The sequence below is a fragment of the Sphingomonas sp. 35-24ZXX genome (assembly GCF_000786215.1).
Lineage (GTDB): Bacteria > Pseudomonadota > Alphaproteobacteria > Sphingomonadales > Sphingomonadaceae > Blastomonas.
In genome coordinates this window covers 176120-193219 of record NZ_JROG01000008.1, presented here as the reverse complement: position 1 = coordinate 193219, position 17100 = coordinate 176120, and the positions used below count along the sequence as shown (strand labels likewise).

At 65.3% G+C, this 17100-nt stretch carries 12 protein-coding genes; 6 read left to right on the top strand and 6 right to left on the bottom strand.

The genetic code is table 11. From position 1 onward, the window contains the following. Nucleotides 1-162: 162 nt before the first annotated feature. Nucleotides 163-621, top strand: coding sequence for a DUF2141 domain-containing protein (locus LI72_RS15585; RefSeq protein ID WP_033926850.1), 459 nt, complete (start codon nucleotides 163-165; stop codon nucleotides 619-621). Continuing rightward, nucleotides 618-2093: a carotenoid oxygenase family protein gene (locus tag LI72_RS15580; RefSeq protein WP_231562496.1), complete on the top strand. Its 1476-nt coding sequence runs from the start codon at nucleotides 618-620 to the stop codon at nucleotides 2091-2093. Before LI72_RS15585 ends, LI72_RS15580 begins: the two co-directional genes overlap by 4 nt. Nucleotides 2094-2147: 54 nt before the next feature. Here LI72_RS15580 and LI72_RS15575 read toward each other — a convergent pair whose 3' ends face one another. The 3 genes from LI72_RS15575 to LI72_RS15565 form a co-directional block, all read right to left on the bottom strand. Then, a complete protein-coding gene (locus tag LI72_RS15575) occupies nucleotides 2148-3983 on the bottom strand; it encodes a methyl-accepting chemotaxis protein (RefSeq protein WP_231562495.1) in 1836 nt (611 codons plus the stop codon). 175 nt (nucleotides 3984-4158) lie between these two features. Beyond that, nucleotides 4159-6624 (bottom strand): TonB-dependent receptor, encoded by a 2466-nt coding sequence (locus tag LI72_RS15570; protein WP_331378710.1) that lies wholly within the window; start codon nucleotides 6622-6624, stop codon nucleotides 4159-4161. 259 nt (nucleotides 6625-6883) lie between these two features. Next, nucleotides 6884-9373 (bottom strand): TonB-dependent receptor domain-containing protein, encoded by a 2490-nt coding sequence (locus LI72_RS15565; RefSeq protein WP_033926848.1) that lies wholly within the window; start codon nucleotides 9371-9373, stop codon nucleotides 6884-6886. Between the two features lie 566 nt (nucleotides 9374-9939). Here LI72_RS15565 and LI72_RS15560 point away from each other — a divergent pair. Continuing rightward, nucleotides 9940-11055 (top strand): DUF2332 domain-containing protein, encoded by a 1116-nt coding sequence (locus LI72_RS15560; RefSeq protein ID WP_052129970.1) that lies wholly within the window; start codon nucleotides 9940-9942, stop codon nucleotides 11053-11055. Nucleotides 11056-11114: 59 nt separating this feature from the next. Here LI72_RS15560 and LI72_RS15555 read toward each other — a convergent pair whose 3' ends face one another. Together LI72_RS15555 and LI72_RS15550 are read right to left on the bottom strand one after the other, a co-directional pair. Then, nucleotides 11115-11546: an organic hydroperoxide resistance protein gene (locus tag LI72_RS15555; protein ID WP_033926847.1), complete on the bottom strand. Its 432-nt coding sequence runs from the start codon at nucleotides 11544-11546 to the stop codon at nucleotides 11115-11117. Between the two features lie 57 nt (nucleotides 11547-11603). Next, nucleotides 11604-12617: an alpha/beta hydrolase gene (locus LI72_RS15550; RefSeq protein ID WP_033926846.1), complete on the bottom strand. Its 1014-nt coding sequence runs from the start codon at nucleotides 12615-12617 to the stop codon at nucleotides 11604-11606. A 112-nt stretch (nucleotides 12618-12729) separates the two neighbouring features. Here LI72_RS15550 and LI72_RS15545 point away from each other — a divergent pair, with 112 nt between their 5' ends. Continuing rightward, a complete protein-coding gene (locus LI72_RS15545) occupies nucleotides 12730-13188 on the top strand; it encodes a MarR family winged helix-turn-helix transcriptional regulator (RefSeq protein ID WP_033926845.1) in 459 nt (152 codons plus the stop codon). 49 nt (nucleotides 13189-13237) lie between these two features. On the opposite strand, the gene LI72_RS15540 is transcribed toward LI72_RS15545, so the two are convergent. Beyond that, nucleotides 13238-14089, bottom strand: coding sequence for a hypothetical protein (locus LI72_RS15540; RefSeq protein WP_156139642.1), 852 nt, complete (start codon nucleotides 14087-14089; stop codon nucleotides 13238-13240). 267 nt (nucleotides 14090-14356) lie between these two features. Here LI72_RS15540 and LI72_RS15535 point away from each other — a divergent pair, with 267 nt between their 5' ends. Both LI72_RS15535 and LI72_RS15530 read left to right on the top strand, forming a co-directional pair. Then, nucleotides 14357-15649: a hypothetical protein gene (locus LI72_RS15535; RefSeq protein ID WP_033926843.1), complete on the top strand. Its 1293-nt coding sequence runs from the start codon at nucleotides 14357-14359 to the stop codon at nucleotides 15647-15649. Between the two features lie 81 nt (nucleotides 15650-15730). Continuing rightward, nucleotides 15731-17014, top strand: coding sequence for a tetratricopeptide repeat protein (locus tag LI72_RS15530; protein ID WP_033926842.1), 1284 nt, complete (start codon nucleotides 15731-15733; stop codon nucleotides 17012-17014). Nucleotides 17015-17100 lie beyond the last annotated feature (86 nt).

Sequence of the window (17100 nt, the reverse complement as noted above, 5' to 3'; positions counted from 1 at the left end):
AGCGAAAATGCATTTCGCGAAGCGTGAACGGCTGGAGGCGACAACTCACGCATGGGGCACGGCAACTCGCGTATCTGGGCAAGACAGCGCCGATCTAGCCGGGGCAAAGGGAACGGGTCAATGGCGGCTGGCCCGCCATCACCCAGCAGGAGAGCAGACCCCATGAAAACCCTTGTCGCCATCGCCGCCCTTTCGCTTGCCAGCATCGCCTCGGCACAGGCGCCCACCCCCGCTCCGGCCCCGTCGGCAACCACCGGGACCGCGAGCCTCACCGTGCGCTTCGAGCAGGTCGTCGCCCCCTCTGGCCAGATCCTGATGAGCCTGTTCGACAGCGAAGCTGCGCATGATGCAGGCGGCAAGCCGGTCCGCGTCGGCATGGTCAAGGTCGAAGGCACCAGCGCGATCGTGACCTTCACCGACCTTGCCCCCGGCCGTTATGCGATCAAGACGTTTCACGATGTCGATGGCGACGGCAAGATGAAGACCAACCCGTTCGGCATGCCGCTGGAGCCGTTCGCGTTCTCCAACGGCGCCACGGCACAGGGTGGCCCGGCACTGTGGAAGGCGGCCAGCTTTGATGTGCCCGCCGGTGCCAGCGAAACCCGGATCAGCTTCCAGTGAGCGGCGCCGGCCTGAACCGCCGCGACCTGCTGCTGCGCGGCACGCTTGCCACCGCCGGTGCCCTGGTGCCCGGCTGGGCGAGCGCGGCGCTCGCGGCGACTTCGCCCGCCGCCGCCCCAGGCCTTGCGCCTGCCGCGCTCCCCGACTGGACGCTGGGCGTCGGCGATGTGCTGGGCGATGTCGCGCAGCAGCCGCTGACCCGGCTCCACGGCCGTGCGCCTGATCTGACCGGCACATTGTACCGCAATGGCCCGGCGCGCTTCCGCCGCGGCGCGAGCGCTTCGGGTCACTGGTTCGACGGCGATGGCCTGATCCGCGCCTGGCGCGTGCAAGGCGACAAGGCCAGCCTGGCCGCCCGCTTCGTCGATACGCCCAAGCGCCGGCTCGAGGAAAAGCTCGGGCGGATCGTCCAGCCGGGCTTCGGCACGCCTGCGGGGCCGGGTGCGGTGGTGGCAGGTCCCGATGATACCAACCCTGCCAACACGCATGTCATCGCTACCGGAGGCCGCCTGCTGGCCTTGTGGGAGGCAGGTTCTGCCACCGCGCTCGACCCGCAGACGCTGGCGACGCAAGGCGTGGTCACCTTCCGCGAGGACCTGGCGCAGATGCCGTTCCTGGCGCACCCGCGCATCGAGCCATCGGGCCAGATCTGGAACATCGGATCGGGGGGCAAGAGCGCCTATATCTGGCGGCTGTCGGCCGATGGCCGGTTCGAGGCCGGGCAGGCGATCACGCTTCCGATGGCGAGCTACATGCACGATTTCACCGCGACCGAACGGCATCTGGTGATCCTGTGCCAGCCCTGGGTGTCGGATCAGCTACGGTTGCCGTTCTCGCAGAGCATGAGCTGGCGGCCCGAGCGCGGTTCGCGCGTGCTGGTGATCGACAAGGACGACCTGTCACGTCGCCGCGAATACGAGCTGCCGCCGCTGTTCTTCTTCCACCTCGGCGATGCCTGGGAGGAGGCCGATGGCACCATCCGCTTCGACGGCTGCTTCCACAACGATCCGACGTTCGCGGTGCTGGGCGCGCCGGCCCTCGTCGAGGGGCGGCACGAGCATTCCGAACGGCCGCTGCTGCATCTGGTCAGCCTGCACCCCGATGGCCGGGCCGACATGAAGCCGGCGGGCATCACCGCCGAATTCCTGCGCAGTGCGCCCGAGACCGCAGGGCTGCCGCGGCACCAGACCATCCATGTCGGTGGCTATCGCGCGGACCGGCCGTTCGCGCGCAGCGTCGGCATCTGGGATTGGCGGTCAGGCCGGGAAGACAGCTTCGATTTCGGTGCGCGCCAGCTGGTCGAGGAATTCGTCCCCGCCGGGCGCTATCTGATCGGCACCACGCTCAATCTCGATGCGCGCGCGACCGAGCTGCATGTGTTCGATTCACGCCGCGTGGCCGATGGGCCGATGGTGAGCTGGCGCAGCAGCGTGGCGCTGCCGCTGAGCTTTCACGGCAGCTGGGTCAGCTGAAACAGCAGCGCGCCGATCCGGGCCTGAACGGGTCCGGATCGGCGCGCCTGTGCGTCAGAATTCGCTCCAGTCGTCCTCGTCGGCGGTGGCGCTGAGCGCCAGGTTGCCGACCACCCGCGGCGCTGGCCGCGCCTTGGCGACCGATCGCGAGGCGCGCGAGGGCGCTGCCGAGCGGCTGATGTGCGCCTGTCCCGACCGCAACCGGAAGCGCCCGACCAGGGATGCCAGTTCGTCGGCTTCCGATGCCAGCGTGCGGGCGGCTGCGGTGGTCTGTTCGACCATCGCGGCATTCTGCTGGGTCATCTTGTCCATGTCGTTGACCGAGCTGTTGACGCTGCGCAGGTTGGACGACTGGGTTTCGGCCCCGTCGGCAATCTCGGCGATCAGCGTGCTCACCTCGCCGATCCGGCCCATGATGCGGTCGAACATCTTGCCGGTTTCGGCAACGAGGCCGACGCCTTCCTGCACCTTTTCGGACGAGGCATTGATCAGCGCCTTGATGTCCTTGGCGGCATCGGCGGACCGCTGCGCCAGGCTGCGGACCTCGTTGGCGACCACGGCAAAGCCCTTGCCCGATTCCCCGGCACGCGCGGCCTCGACACCGGCGTTCAGCGCCAGCAGGTTGGTCTGGAAGGCGATGGCATCGATGACATTGATGATCTGGCTGATTTCCTGCGAGCTCTTTTCGATCGCATCCATCGCCTTGACCGCCATGTCGACGACTCGGCCGCCCTCGTTGGCATCCTTGTGAACGGTATCGATCTCGCTGCGCGCGTTCTTGGCGCTGGCAGCCGATTCGCCGACCATGCCGGTGACCTTGTTCATCGCGGTCGATGCACCTTCCAGGCTCGCGGCCTGCGCTTCGGTGCGGTTCGACAGGTCTTCGGAGGCTGCGCGGATTTCCGACGAGCCGTTGTGCACGCTCTGAGCAGAGCTCGACACGCTCGACAGGCTGCTTTCCAGGCCTTCCACGGTGCGGTTGAAGGTCATGCGCAGCGCGTCATATTCCGCCGCAAAGGGTTCGGTGATGGTGTAGGTCATGTCGCCCGAGGCCAGCGCTTCGAGCCCCTTGCCGAGCGCCGAGACGACGTTGGCCTGGTTCTGGTCGGACTGCGCCTTGGCCACGGCCGCATCGCGGAACACGGTGACGGCACGCGCCATGTCGCCCAGCTCGTCGGCGCGGTCGATATTGACATCGACGTCGTTCTTGCCGGCCGCGAGGCTCGCCATGGCGTCGGTCAGGCGGGTGATGGGCAGGGCGATGCTGCGGCTCAGTGCCATGGCGAGCGCGATGGCAATCCCGATCAGCGCGATGCCGCCCACGACCAGCGCGATGACGGCCGAGGTCAGCGCCGAATCCTGCCGCGCCGAGTTGCGCTCGATCGCGGCGAGTTCATGATCGCGAATGTCGCGCAGCGGGAGCACGGCCTTGCTCACGAGAACCGCCTTGCCCGCATCGCGCACGGCCGCGACCGCATCTTCACGGCGACCCTTCTGGGTCCAGCCGATCAGCTTGTCGCCCCAGTTCTTGCGCCAGGCCAGGGTTTCCTTGCGCGATTCCTCGAGCAGCACCTTGTGCTTGGGGTTGGTCAGCAGGGAGTTCAGCTCGCTCGCGGCGGTGTCATACTCGTCACGGCCCTCGTAATAGGACTTCAGGTAGCTGTCGTCACCGGTGACCAGATAGCCGCGGAACTGGCTGTTCTGGCGCAGCAGCGACGTTTCCAGCGTCTGCACCTTGCCGTAGATCAGCTGCGAGTGGTTGTTCTCGTCCGTCGATGACTGGATCATCCACAGATTGACCGCAAACACGATCATCATCAGTGCAGCCGAGCTGCAGATCAGCAAGAAGGACAGGCTGAGCTTCCTTGGAATGTTCAATTTGGTCAGCATGATCAACCCTTTGTGACTTTGACTTGTTGAGTGCTACCCGCGAGCGCGGAAGAGAGGGGGCGAAGCGAACGCATGGAGGCACGCCCCCGGGTGTTGGTGCGGGTGCACCGTCTGCCCGCAAGGCGAACCAAAGTTCGGCGACCACGCGCCGGCCGGCCTTGCAGGCAGATGCGCATCAGAAGAAGAACCGTGCCGATGCAGAGACCGTGCGGCCATACATCGTGCGCGCCATGACCACGCCCGAAGCCGGGATCGCGCCTTCCGACACGCTGGTGATGGCGCGTTCGTTCAGCAGGTTGCTGGCATTGACGCTCAGCTCGACCCGTTCCATCGGACGGAACTGTGCAAACGCCCCGACCGTGGTGAAGGCCGGCAGACGCAGCTGGTTGACGTCCTGGGCAAAGCTGCCGGTGGTGCCGATGACATTGGCGCCGATCGAGAACATGTCGCTGTCATACTGCGGGCGCAGGCCCCACAGCAGCTTGGGCTGGCCGCGCGGAATGTTGCCGACCAGGGCCGGGTTTTCCGCTGCGTCGATTTCCGCTTCGGTATAGGTGGCATGCGCGGTCAGGCTGAACGGGCCGCGGCGGATGCCGCCTTCGAACTCAAGACCATAAGCCTTGTACGAACGGGTGACCGCAGCCAGCTGGGCCAGGCCCGTTGCAGGGTTGGTCGTGATCTGCGCGTTGGTCTCGTCGGTCAGCGCGTAGAAGCCGGTCAGGTTCAGCACGATACCGTCCTTGCGGTACTTCAGCCCGACTTCAGCCTGGCGCAGGGTGTCGTGACCCGCCACGCTGTTGACCAGGGCACCGGTGACGGTGCTGACTGCAGGCGTGAACAGGATCTTGTCCGCCCCGGCCCGTCCGCCGCGGCTGTACCGGGCAAAGACCGCGAACGGTTCAGACACGCGATAGTTGGCGCTCAGCGAGTAGGACACGTAATCGTGGTTGTAGTTGACCGGGAAGGTCACGCCGACAGGCACGAAGGTGACCCGGCTTTCGGGGATCGAGATCGAACCGTTGCCATTGATGTCGAACGGCTTGGTCCCGCTGTCGTTGATGATGCTACCACGCACCCGGACGTTGTCCCAGCGCACCGATCCGCCGATCGCGAACTTGCCCTTGGCAAAGTTGAACGAGCCGAACGGCGCGGTTACCTGATAGTTGAGATCGGTGTTCTTGGTGTTGCCGTTGCCCGTCGGGGTTCCGTACACCAGGACGCCGCCCTGCGTGACCGGAATGCCGGTCGCGGTGGTCAGGTTGAGCGGCACCGACTGGCCGCCGCCGACGGCATCGTGGAAGAAGGTGGTGAAGCCGATTTCCGACACATATTCCTGGCTGGACCGGTACAGGCCTGCCGTCGTGGTGAGATCACCGCCGCCGACATTCCACACCCGGCTGAGGCGCAGGTCGTTGGTCATGTTGCTGACATCGGGGACGTCGGAGTCCGCGATGAACGACAAGGTGAGCAGGCCGTTGCCACTCGGATCGAAGGCCTGGCCGGCGCGCGCGCCCGCAGCATAGGTCAGCCGGGCACCCGGACCGCCGAAGCGGGTCGCAAAGGCCGCTGCGGGGGCGGCTGCCGACGGGAACAGGATGACGCTGCGCAACGACTGGTCGGCATAGCGGAAACGGTTGGTGATCGACCATTCGCCCAGGCTGAACTGCGCGTCAAAGCCCAGCGACTTGGACTTGGCGTGCGTGCCCTGGCTCAGGCTGCCCTGTGTGGGCGTGCCCGACGCGCCCAGCCACAGCGACCGGGGCAGATTGGGCGACAGCAGCGACGATTGCTGGCTGTCGATGCCGCGCGGATCGGTGAAATCGGGATTGGCGTTGGTTCCGGACACCAGCAGCGGGGTGTTGATGAAGCTGGGTGCGCGGTCATCGAGCACCTTGGCATAGACGCGGATATAGCCCGTGTTGAACTGCTTGGTGACGTTGAGCTTCACCTGGCCGCCCCGCATCGAGTTCATGCCGGTTTCGCGCGGACCTTCGCCTTCGCGATAGAAGCCGCCGACATGGAAGCGCCAGCCGTCGCCCAGCTTGGTGCCGTAGTCGAAATCGGTGCGATAGCTTTCGAAATCGACGCCGATGGTGGCCATCACCGATCCGCCTTCGACCTCACCGGTCTTGGAAATCAGGTTGATCACGCCACCCGGCGCGTTTGAGGCAAAGGTGGAAGCCGAGCCGCCACGGATCGATTCGACCTGCGCGACATTGAGGTCGGCGCGCACGAAGATATCGGGAGTCAGCGTCAGCAGATCGCCGAATTCCAGAACGGGAAGACCGTCTTCCTGGATCTGGATGTACTTGCTGCCGTCATTGACCAAAGGCAGGCCGCGCACGGTGTAGCTGTTGCCGGCCTCGCCCGTGCCGGCGTTGACACGGATGCCCGGAATGTTGCGGAAAAGCTCGGCCAGCGACCGCGGAGCGATGCTGATGATGTCGTTTTCCTTGATCGCGCTGGTCGAGGTTGCGCTGTTCAGACGGTCGCGACCGCGGGCCACGCCCGTGGTCACCATATCGCCTTCATCGACGGTCCGGCTCGCTTCCCATGCGGTCTGCGGCTTGGTGTCCTGCGCTGCAGCGGGTGCTGCGATGGCGCACACGGCAATAGCCGTCGCGGAGGTATAAATAGACACGCGATTCTTCAAGAAATTCATGGATTGCCCCTGGTATAAAACTTACCTGTTCGGCCTATTTGATTCCGATTAAAGCGTGGTTAACGGCTGTTCAGCTGCGCCTTAACTGTCCGCGGCAACGACGTTTTGGCAGCAAATCCAATGGCCTGGCATCACCATGTTGGACCGGGCGCCTGGCAGCGTTTTTCAAGCAAAACCGCCCGGGTTCCGCAGCATGCGGCCCGGGCGGCGTTGCAGGTTCAAGCTGGCGCGGCAGCAATCAGAAGAAGAAGCGCGCCGAGGCAGAGATCGAACGACCGAACAGCGGCCGCGCCATGACCACGCCCGATGCCGGGATGGCGCCTTCCGAAATGCCGGTGATGGCGCGCTCGTTCAGCACGTTGTTGGCATTGATGCTCAGTTCGACGCGCTCCATTGGACGGACCTGCGCAAACAGGCCGACGGTGGTGTAACCCGGCATCCGCAGCTGGTTCACGTCCTGGCTGAAGCTGTCGGTGACGCCGATGATGTTGGCGCCCACGGTGAACGTGTCGGTATCGTACTGCGGCGTCAGGCCGAACAGCAGCTTGGGCTGGTTGCGCGGAATGTTGCCTTCAAGCGCCGGGTTCTCGGCGCTGCGGATCTCGGCCTCGGTGAAGGTCGCGTGCGCCGTGATGCTGAACGGACCACGACGGAAGCCGCCCTCGAACTCGAGACCATAAGCCTCATAGGCGCGGGTGACCGAGTTGAGCTCGAGCTGACCGGTGACCGGGTTGGTGAGGATCTGCGAGTTGGTGTCGTCGGTCTTGGCGTGGAAACCGGTGAGGTTCAGCACCAGACCGTCCTTGCGATACTTAAGGCCGATTTCGGCCTGCCGCACGCTGTCGTCCCCTGCCCCGCTGTCGAGCAGCGCCCCGGTCGACCGGTCGAGCGCGGCGGTGAACAGGATCTTGTCCGCCGCGGCCCGGCCGCCCAGGCTGTAGCGTGCGAACATCGCGAACGGTTCTGACACGCGATAGTTCACGCTGACCGAATAGGACAGGTAATCGTGGCGATAGTTCACCGGCTGCGTCACGCCGACCGGCACGAACGAGACCAAGGTTTCGGGCGCCGAAATGACCCCGTCACCGTTCATGTCGAACCGCCGCACGGCGCCATCGTTCATGATGTTGCCCCGCGCGCGGCTGTTGTCCCAGCGGACCGAGCCGCCCAGCGCCACCTTGCCCTTGGCAAAGTTGACCGAGGCGAAAGGCGCGGTGGTGGTATAGGTGACATCATTGTCGCGGATGTTGCCCGCAGCGCCCGGGCCGCCGAAGTTGCGGTAGCCGCCTTCGGTGACCGGCACGCCGGCGGCGGTGAACAGGTTGAGCGGCACGGCCTCGCCGCCGCCCACGACGTCCTGGAAGAAGGTCGCAAAGCCGATTTCAGAGACGAACTTCTGGCTCGAGCGATAGAGACCCGCGGTCGTCGTCAGGCTGCCGCCACCGATGTCCCAGACGCGGCTGATGCGGAAGTCGTTGGTCATGTTGCTGACATCGGGGGCATCGTTGTCCGAGTAGAACGACAGCGCGGCCAGGCCATTGCCGCCAGCGGCGCTGAACGCCTGGCCGGCACGCGGTCCCGACGCATAGCGGAAGGTCGCACCCGCCCCGCCGAAACGCGTGGCAAACTGACCGGCAGGCGCAGCGGCGGAGACCACCAGAGTGGTGTTGCGCGTCGACTGGTCGGCATAGCGGAAGCGGTTGGTGAACGACCATTCGCCCAGGCTGTACTGCGCATCGAAGCCCAGCGACTTGGCCTGAACCTCGACACCGTTGGTGAAATTGCGCCGCCGAACCGCGCCCGAGGAGCCCAGCGTCAGGACCACCGGCAGATTGGGCGACAGCAGCGAATCGGTGCGGCTGCTGACCCCCTGCGGGTCGGCGAACGACGGGTCGGCATTGGTGCCCGTGATCAGCAGCGGCGTGCCGGTAAAGGTCGGGACCCGGTCATCGAGCAGCTTTCCGTAAACGCGGATGTAGCCGCCATCGAACTGCTTGGTGACGTTGAACTTCACCTGGCCGCCGCGCGATGCATTGAAGCCGGTTTCGCGCACGCCTTCGCCTTCGCGATAGAAGCCGCCGACATGGAAGCGCCAGCCGTCGCCCAGACGACCGCCGTAGTCGAAATCGGTACGATAGCTTTCGAAGTCGACACCGACGGTGGCCATGATCGACCCGCCTTCGACCTCACCGGTCTTGGAGATAAGGTTGATCACGCCGCCCGGCGCATTCGAGGCGAAGGTGGAGGCCGAGCCGCCGCGAATCGATTCGACCTGGCCGACGTTGAAGTCCGCGCGGACGAACAGGTCGGGCGTCAGGCGCATCAGGTCGCCGAATTCCATCACCGGCAGGCCATCTTCCTGAATCTGGATATACTTGCTGGCGCCATTCACCATCGGCAGGCCGCGCACGGTATAGTTGTTCTGCGCTTCGCCAGCGGCTGCCTCGACGCGAATGCCGGGGATGTTGCGGAACAGTTCAGCGAGCGACCGTGGCGCCAGACGGATGATCTCTTTTTCCTTGATCGCGCTGGTCGAGGTCGCGCTGTTCAGACGATCGCGGCCGCGCGCCACGCCGGTGGTGACCATGTCGCCTTCATCGACGGTGCGGCTGGCTTCCCATGCGGTCTGCGGTTCGGACTCCTGCGCGAAGGCCGGGCCCGAGATCGCGCACATTGCCAGAACGGCGACAGACGCACAGGTCAACTTCGTGGAATTCAGAGTATTCATTTGGCGCCCCCAATAGACAGTGTTTGGTCGGGGCGGCCCACTAGGGTCGGTCACTTAATGCGAAGTTAAATTCGTTTACGGCTGCATCGCCCCGCACAAGAACTGCGCTTGGGGACTTGGACAGATGGCCGAAAGACATTGAATATCAGTGATTTGAGTTGGTACTTGGCGGACGTCAGGGAGGGTAGGTCATCCCGATCCACGTTTCGCAAACGGTTGCATATCGTTGAATTTGCAGGATTTCACCACGCGCCCAAAACGCTATCGACCATAGCTTTTTTTGCGATCGGCGCCTAAAATGTGCAGGAATATCGTCGTCCGATCGCGGCGGGGCCGATGCGCAGATGTCGCTCGCGGGGCAAGGTGGCGGGGTTGCTGCCCGAATGATTCGCCCCGCAGCCGCGAGGCACTGGCGCGGAGCATCGCTCGCGGCTGGTGAATGCTCCATCCAGGCCCGCAGGTTTCCGCCGCGCCCGAGGCGATGTTAACTTCTTGTTTACGCTGACTGCCTAGTTTTTGGGGGAACGGTCGGGTGTCCTTTGCCGACTTATCCGTTGGCGAGAACCATGACTGCATTAGCGTATCAGATCCTTCCCGAAATTGCCGGTCAGACCCGCCAGGCCAACCCCGTTGGCGCCCCCTTGCCCTCGCTTCTGCCGCAGGGCGACGGCCGGGCCGAACTGGTCCGCCAGGCTGCGGTCTGCCGCTCGCTCGGATCCGACTTTGTCGCCGAGGTGCTGGAAGCGGCATCACGGCAGCTCCACAATGCGCCGATGACCGAGGCGGTGATCGCCAGCTGGCCGGGCGACCGCGCCGCAGCAGCGATCGCCATGCGGCTCAACGGTGCGCTGCACGCGATTGCACGGCGCGGCACTGTCGCCGACCTGTCGGCCCTGTACCGTGCCGAACATCAGGCCTTCGACCGCGCCATCGTCGCAGCGCTCGAAGCGTCCGATGGGTTCATCATCGAATGGCTGCGCGACCCGACCCAGACCAACGAGGTGGGCCGCTCTGCCGCGCTGATGGCGGCGCTGATGGTGGCCGCGGATCGCTTCGGCCTTCCCTTCGAGCTGAACGAGCTGGGAACGAGCTGCGGCCTGAACCTCAACCTGGGGCGTTACAGCTTTGATCTGGGCGGCACCGCGGTCGGGCAGCCGGGCTCGGCCCTGCACATCACCCCGCAGTGGCATGGACCCCAACCCAAGGCGGCACCGGTCGAGATCGCGTCCGCCTGCGGGGTCGATCGCCACCCGCTCGATGCCCGCAATGCCGATTCCTGCGAGCGCCTGCTCGCCTTCATCTGGGCAGACCAGCACAACCGCACCCGCCGCCTGGAACGCGCGCTCGAGATCGCGCGCGCCCATCCCCCCCGGATCGACGAGGGCGAGGCGATCGGCTGGATCACCGACCGGCTGGCCGCACCGCAACCGCGCGGCGTGTGCCGCGTGGTCTTCCACTCGATGTTCCGGCAGTATCTGCCCGGCCCCGAACAGATCAGGCTCGGCGAGCTGATCCAGGCTGCAGGCGAACGGGCGACATGCGATCAGCCGCTCGCCTGGGTCAGTCTGGAATGGACGCCCGATCGCAGCGAGGTTCAGCTGATGCTGACCTGCTGGCCCGATGGCCAGTCGCGGCTGCTGGCGACCTGCCACCCCTACGGCGAATGGATCCGCTGGCGCTGACCGGCCCGGACAGCATCGCTGCCGCCCGGGGCCTGGCCTTCGGGTAATCGGGCTGCTGATCAGGCCGCGGTGACGACCTCGAGGGCGACCGCAATGTTCCCGCGCACGGCATGCGAATAGGGGCACACGGTGTCGGCTTCGGCCACCAGAGCTTCGGCATCGGCCTGCTCCACGCCCGGCAGCGAGATGCTGAGCGTCACCGCCAGGCCAAAGCCCTTGTCTTCGCGCGGTCCGATGCCGACCGTCGCGCTGACGCTGGCATCGGCGGGCACCTTGGCATGCTGGCCCTGGCTGCTGACGAACTTCATCGCGCTGAGGAAGCAGGCAGCATAGCCCGCAGCAAACAGCTGCTCGGGGTTGTTGCCCTGCCCGTTGCCGCCCAGCTCCTTCGGGCTGGCGAGCGCAACGTCCAGCGCGCCGTCATCGGTGCGAGCACGGCCATCACGGCCTCCGGTGGCGGTGGCGCGGGTCGAATATGCGATCTTGGTCATGGTCTTGGTCCTTCTGGTCTGGATGGAAATTGTCTGGGTTGGAGGAAAGATCAGCGGTCAGTCGGCAAAGGCGACGCGCAACTGCTGCGCACCCTGTGCGATGGCCGCGCGGGCTGCCCGGGTGTCAGCCAGCGGGTTCAGCATCACGAAATCGTGCATGGTGCCGTTATAGCGCGTCGATGTGACAGCCACGCCTGCCTGCAGCAGCTTGCGTCCGAAAGCCTCGCCTTCATCGCGCAGCAGGTCGTTCTCGGCCACGATGATCGTGGTGGCGGGAAGCCCGGCGAGCTGCTCGGTGGACGCCTTCAGCGGAAACGCCATCACCTCATTGCGACGGTCGGCCTGAAAGTTGGCACCCAGGAAATAGTCCATCGCCTTGCGGGTCAGGAACGGGCCGTTGCCATAGGTCTGATACGAGGCGTTGTCCGAGACATCATCGGTGACCGGGTAGAACAGCAGCTGGTGCGCGATCTTCGGCCCCTTGCGCTGCTCGGCCATCAGGCTGACCGCGATCGCCATGTTGCCGCCGGCGCTGTCGCCAGCGACAGCCAGCCGAGATCCGTCGATGTTCAGCGCAGCACCATGCGCAGCAACATGGGCCAGCGCGGCATAGGCCTGTTCGTTGTTGACCGGATAGCGCACCTCGGGGGCATTGTCATATTCGACGAACACCACCGCAGCCCGGGCCTGCACCGCAAGCTCGCGGATCAGGTGATCATGGGTGTTGCGGTCGCCCATCACCCAGCCGCCGCCGTGATAATAGAGGACCGCCGGCAATGCCCCTTCGGCCCCTTCCGGACGGACGATGCGGACGCGCACGGCTCCGGTCGGCCCGATCTTCCACACCAGATCTTCGGTCGTGGTGGGGGCAGAGGCCGCAATCTTCTCGGCCTGCACCGTGGCCAGCACCTTGCGCGCATCGGCGTAGGAAAGGTCGTACAATGGCCTGGCCTTGGCGGCCGCATCGGCAAACGCGCTGGCAGCAGGTTCGAGCGGCTGGGCATGCACCGGCGACACCGCCAGCAGAGCGACGGACGCGGCGAGAATGGCTTGGATCGAGGTCTTCAACATGGCAGGGCTCCTTATAGATCGATAACGATTAGATCGTGTGCGATCTATCTAGGATATCGTCAGCCCCTCGTCAACCCTTGCGATTAAATCGCGAGCGATTTATATTGGGCCCATGACAACCACCGATCCCGTCGCCGATCAGGCCAATCCGCTCGACCAGTTCCTGTGCTTCTCGGTCTATGCCGCAGGCCTGGCGTTCAACCGAGTCTACAAGCCCCTGCTCGACCGGTATGGCATCACCTATCCGCAGTATCTGGCCATCGTCGCGCTCAGCGACCGTGATGGCCAGAAGGTTAGCGAACTGGGCGAGAGGCTGTTTCTCGAATCGAACACGCTGACACCGCTGATCAAGCGCCTGGAAACCGCCGGGCTCGTCTCGCGCACCCGGGACACCCAGGACGAGCGTGTCGTCAGGGTCAGCCTCACCGAGCAGGGACGCACGGTTGCAAGCGAGGCGCTGGCCTGTGTGCCTGCCGATGTCCTGCGGGCGACAGGAATGTCGCGCAAAGACCTGGCACAGCTGAACGAGGCGATGACCAGGCTGGGGACCACACTGCGCCAGGCGGGCTAATCCCCCACCTCGCGCGGCTGCTGAGCGATGGCTGACGCTATCGTGGCGCTCAGGGCTGCGGCGCGGGGGCGCAGCGGGCCACGTCTCCGGCCTGACATGCCGCCACGTCCGCTTCCCATTTCTTGCGGGCTTCGGCTGCCGCTCGGACCTCCGCCTGATACCGCGCTTCTGCCGCCGCAAACGCGCGCTGGCGTTCTTCGTAGACGCGCTGCTTCTCTTCGAAAATGCGCTGTTCCTCGGCGTTCTTGCGCAGCTGCGCCTCGGCCATCTGCGCCTGCTGGGCATTGACGGCCCGCAGCTCCTCGTCGGCCTTGGCGATGGCCAGCCGCCGTTCAGCCTCGGCCTGAGCAGCGGCGGCCGCCCGTTCTGCCTGATCACGCTGGCGCAGCTCCACCGCCACCCTGTCGGCCTCTGCCGCGCGCGCATCCGGCACCCGTGCCGCAGATACAGGCGCTGCGACGGTTCTGGCGGGTGCGCCACTTGCGCCCGGCAGGTCCGCCATGTTCATCGTCAATGGATAGGATCCGGCAGGGCTCCAGCTGACATCAACCAGCTTCCAGTTGCTGCCATTGGAGGAGCGGGTCGATGCCATCAGCTCTTCGAGCTCCTGGGCGCTCGGGCGGGTATAGCAGGTCTGGCCCAGCACTGACTCGCCCGTCTGCGCCTTGACCGCCTGGGCAAACGCGCCGGTCAGCGCCGCGTCGGTGACAAGATATCCTTCGGCGGGCGCGTTGAGCGCATAATAGAAGCCGGACGACAGGAACATGCTGTTGCCGCCCGCGCCCACCGAGATTCCCTGGCAATAGACCGGCACATAGCTCGACTGGGCCGTGGCGGGTGATGCCGCCATGCCCATGCCTGCAACCATGATCATCAATGCGGCGATGCGGGCAAGTGTCACTGGCTGTGCTCCGGTCGAGGGCATGCCTGGTCGGATCACGCACCGCCCAAGTAAAACAATCGCTTGGCCGGGCTCAACCGTTGCCATGCCATCGGGTTTTCATTATCCCTATGCGCCAGGGTCGTCAATGTAACTGGCAAGGTCTCGAGGCTGCAAGGTTCTCGAAGGGGGGGATGCATGGACGATCCACATGGCACAGGATGCCCGTGCTGCGGCCACGCCTCCGCACCGGATGGAACAGGCGATGCGGTGAGTCGCCGCACGATCATGACCGCACTGGCAGCGCTTCCCGCGACGGTGGCAAGTCCCGGATGGGCGCAGGATCTGCTCGATCCGACCCGTCTGCGCAGCAGCCGGGTGGGGGCCGATGCCTTGCCGAGCCGATCGAACCGTCCCCCCGGATGGGTCGGTCCCGATTATGCCAGCAGCATGGCCAGCGCCGTCACCAGCGCGATCCTGTCGCTGGTCCGCGCTTATGGCAACACAGCCGACCAGATCGGCAAGCTTCAGGCGGAGGAAAAGCAGCTTACCGACAAGCTGAACGAGGCGATCCGGAACAAGGCGGCGATCCTCGACGAATATCGCCAGGGCCTGTTCTGCTCTGGCTGCGGACGCACCAAGTCCGACATCATTTCGAAGGGGGAGCAATTCCCCCATTCGGGCCAGTCGATCATCAAGCCCACGCCGGAGCAGATCGCCGCCAAGGAGCGCGAGCTGCAGCAGGGCATCGACCGGCTCGCCCAGCAATTGAGCGAGGCCAAGGCCAAGCTCGCCAAACTGTCCCCCGACATCGACGCGATCCGCAGCCAGCTGTTCGAGGGCATGGGGCTCTGGCGGACGGCCACCAGCATGGAGCGCGGCATCCTGCGGCAGGAATTCGCCTTCGACGCGCAGGATTATGTCCAGCAGCGCACCGTGATCAGCCGTCAGATCGATACGGTGATCAAGGAAGCGGCCGTCGCCCAGACCATCCCCGCGCTCCAGGCCTGCATCACGGACGCCAGGACATGGGCCGATGCGCTGGACAAATGCGAAGATCGGCTCACCCGCGACCGGGCGACACTGAACACGGGCCTGACCAATAACGACAATACCGCCCAGCGCCAGACCGCCAATGTGCAGAGCGTCGCCAATGAGGTCGCGGCCAAGATCACCGCCTTCGGGCTGGCCGGTTATCTCAACATCCTGACGACGTTGATGGGCAGGGGCACCGACGGCAGCAGCATCGCCGGCGCAGGCTATACCTTTCGCATGGGCAAATACGACCCGGCGGGCTTTGGCGAGATCCTGCCGCGGGTGGCGGAGTTCATCTCGCGCGCCAGCAGCCTGATCATCGGCACCGCCCCTGGCTATAACACGTCCGCGAGCCAGGAACTGGCGCGCCTTGACCGGGCACTGGGGCAGATGGAACCCAGGCTGGCCGCGGCCGTCGAGCTCCGCCGCCAGCAGGAAGCCGCCGCCGCACTTGAGCGCCAGCAGGAGGAAGCGCGCCGCCAGGCCGAAGCCCAGGCGCGCGAACTGGAGCGACAGCAAAGCCCGCTCCCGGGATCGGGCAGCTAAGCGATGGGACCAGCGATGAAATCCAGGGTCAGTCCCGGGCGCGGTGTTGCAGCCGTAATAGCATTCGGGCTTTCTGTAGCGATGCTGCCCAGCCCCGCGCTTGCCCTGCAGGGTACCAACGATGTCCAGGTCGAGGCATCCAAGCAGCTTCTGTCCGAAGATCGCTACATCGAGGCGCTGGCCGTGGCCAAGGATGCGCTGCGCGTCGACCCGAACGACTATCGCGCCAGCTATTATGTTGCCATGGCCTATATGGGCCTGAAGCAATATGACACCGCCGAGGCCCAGGCCAATCAGGCGCTGATGCAGGCCCCCGCATCGGCGCGCGCATCGGTGGAGAAGCTGGTCTTCACCATCCGGTCGCTGAAACAGGGCAACCAGGACGTGAGTGCGGCCGATGCCGCGCTGGCAGAAGGGCTGATCGGCAAGGCGGCCCGGCTCTACGAAGACAGCTGGGCAGCGGGACGCAATGCGCCCGATTATGGATTCAAGGCCGCGGAACTTTATGCCGATCGCCTCAGCCAGCCGGTCGATGCAGCGCGGGTCCTGCGCCAGATCCGGGAATCGCTGCCTGGCAGCGCGTCTGCCGAGACAGCCGAGACTCAGCTCAAGACGCTCCAGCCGGTCTTGCGTCAGATTGCCACCGCCCAGGTCAGGGAGGCTGCGCAGTTATCGCTGGCAGACGCCCGGCCGGTGCTGCGCGCGGCGGCGGATGCGGACCCGGGCTTTGCCGAGATCTATCGCACCCAGGCGCAACTTGCCGCTGCCTCGGGTTCTGCCAGCGAACTGGAATTTTCGCTCAAGGAACTGGCTCGCCGCAACCTGGTGGACCTGGAATTTCTCGCCGCCTTGCCCGGAATGGCCTCCTTGCTGGAAGATCCCGGCTTTGTCCCGCAGTTGACCGACATCATCGGTGCAAGTCAGACCGAAATGCTCCGCACCGCGGCGTCGCCGAGAGGCCGGTTGGCCTTTCTGGCGCGCCTCGCGCGAGACGGAAAGCTGACGCTGTTCATGGGCGCCCGCCAGGTCAAGGGGACCAGCGACTATAGGCTGTGGTCGCGGCGCAAGGTCTCGTCGGTTCAGCCGGGGCCGTCGGCCTGTGACATCATCGTTGGCCTGTCCGATCAGATCGGAGCGAGCGCAGACGCCTATGCCTATATGCCCGCCAACAGGATCATCGATCTGCGCCCCGCCAACGCACGCGCGGTGCGCAAGGGGCCTGTCGTCGAGCTCGGGCCGACCAGCGACGGCTGGCAGATGACCGCCTTGACCTTGGGGGATGCAGGCGAATTGGCGCAGCCGGTAGCGGCCGCGCTGGAGCAATTGCATGCAGCCTGTCCCAGGCCGGCACCAAAGAAGCGCTGAGTGCGCGCCGACACCGACATATTTATACCCGGGTGATATTGACAATAATATTGTCCGGGTATAAATGCCCCCTCCTCAGAAGGAGG

Coding starts and splice junctions, on each gene's coding strand:
- LI72_RS15555 (WP_033926847.1), bottom strand. CDS start 11,546: ATGACCAAGATCGCATATTCGACCCGCGCCACCGCCACCGGAGGCCGT.
- LI72_RS15550 (WP_033926846.1), bottom strand. CDS start 12,617: ATGTTGAAGACCTCGATCCAAGCCATTCTCGCCGCGTCCGTCGCTCTG.
- LI72_RS15575 (WP_231562495.1), bottom strand. CDS start 3,983: ATGCTGACCAAATTGAACATTCCAAGGAAGCTCAGCCTGTCCTTCTTG.
- LI72_RS15565 (WP_033926848.1), bottom strand. CDS start 9,373: ATGAATACTCTGAATTCCACGAAGTTGACCTGTGCGTCTGTCGCCGTT.
- LI72_RS15545 (WP_033926845.1), top strand. CDS start 12,730: ATGACAACCACCGATCCCGTCGCCGATCAGGCCAATCCGCTCGACCAG.
- LI72_RS15560 (WP_052129970.1), top strand. CDS start 9,940: ATGACTGCATTAGCGTATCAGATCCTTCCCGAAATTGCCGGTCAGACC.
- LI72_RS15535 (WP_033926843.1), top strand. CDS start 14,357: ATGACCGCACTGGCAGCGCTTCCCGCGACGGTGGCAAGTCCCGGATGG.
- LI72_RS15585 (WP_033926850.1), top strand. CDS start 163: ATGAAAACCCTTGTCGCCATCGCCGCCCTTTCGCTTGCCAGCATCGCC.
- LI72_RS15530 (WP_033926842.1), top strand. CDS start 15,731: ATGCTGCCCAGCCCCGCGCTTGCCCTGCAGGGTACCAACGATGTCCAG.